Genomic DNA, 1,011 nt, shown 5'->3' on the forward strand with positions numbered 1-1,011 from the left:
AACCGGCAATCGCCGGTGACCACCGTCAGCTACACCACGCTATGGGACACGACCGCGCCATCGCTGCGGGTGGCGGAGTGGGGGCCTAGTAGCGATGATAATGGCACTCAATCCAGCCCAATATGGGCCCATTTGCCCATCCTGAAGTGTGATGGTCTTGGGCTGTGCAACGATGCGGTTTAATGCGTCGCATGCGGCGTCGATGAGACGGGATCAGTCAATGATGCTTTCAGCGTACTTGCGGAAGAGTAGATTGGTTTGCGTCGCCCTGCCGGCAGCTTTGGCAATGGCCGCGAGTTTCTCCGCATTCGATGCTAGCGCCAATGAGTCTGCGCTAACAATCAAGGTCGAGATTAACGGGCGAATGCTGTATTTTCCGGCGCATTGGGCCGGCTGGATTGAGATGGGTGGCGCACAGCCAACATATGACAATCGGAACCCGCGAAGCGATGTAATTTATCGAACAACATCTATGGTTCAAAGCAACAGAGCGACTCGGGCTTGGAACGAAGGCCGCGTGTTCTGGAATACCGATCTCTGGCCTGATTTCAGATTCAGTCTTCTAGAGATTAACATAAACCATGCCGAGCCGCTCAACCAGTCCTTGACCGAGGCGTTTCCAGACGGGTGGTGGCCTTTGCCATCACACGTCGATCCGACCCGCGAAGGTGTAGGACGTATTTCGTGCGACCGCGAACCAAGCACAATGCGCTTTGAACGCGGCACCTATGCGTATCTCGGCTGCGGGGTCAGCCGCCGCGTCGCTGATGGGTTGGGCATCCGCTATCGGTGGAACCGCCTCGAAGTCGGCGAACAAAATGAGCGCGAGCAGGATCGGCGCGTGCAGCGCCTTGTGGAATGGCTGCTGACGCCTCCGGATAGACGCATGGCACGCCCAATCGATTGATCAGGGGCCGCTTTCGACCCGTGGTTGCCTTGGTTTCGTGACGCGCGCCACGGTCGTGTCCCATAGCGTGGTGTAGCTGACGGTGGTCACCGGCGATTGCCGGT

The 1,011-nt window shown here is 58.1% G+C and carries 1 protein-coding gene; it reads left to right on the top strand.

Features of this window, described 5'->3' with window-relative positions; genetic code table 11:
* The first annotated feature begins 220 nt into the window (after positions 1–220).
* Positions 221–907 (top strand): hypothetical protein, encoded by a 687-nt coding sequence (locus AX750_RS25780; RefSeq protein ID WP_156450008.1) that lies wholly within the window; start codon positions 221–223, stop codon positions 905–907.
* Positions 908–1,011 lie beyond the last annotated feature (104 nt).

Origin of the sequence: Methylobacterium sp. CCH7-A2, from assembly GCF_001557075.1 — a bacterium.
GTDB classification, from domain to species: domain Bacteria; phylum Pseudomonadota; class Alphaproteobacteria; order Rhizobiales; family Beijerinckiaceae; genus Allobosea; species Allobosea massiliensis.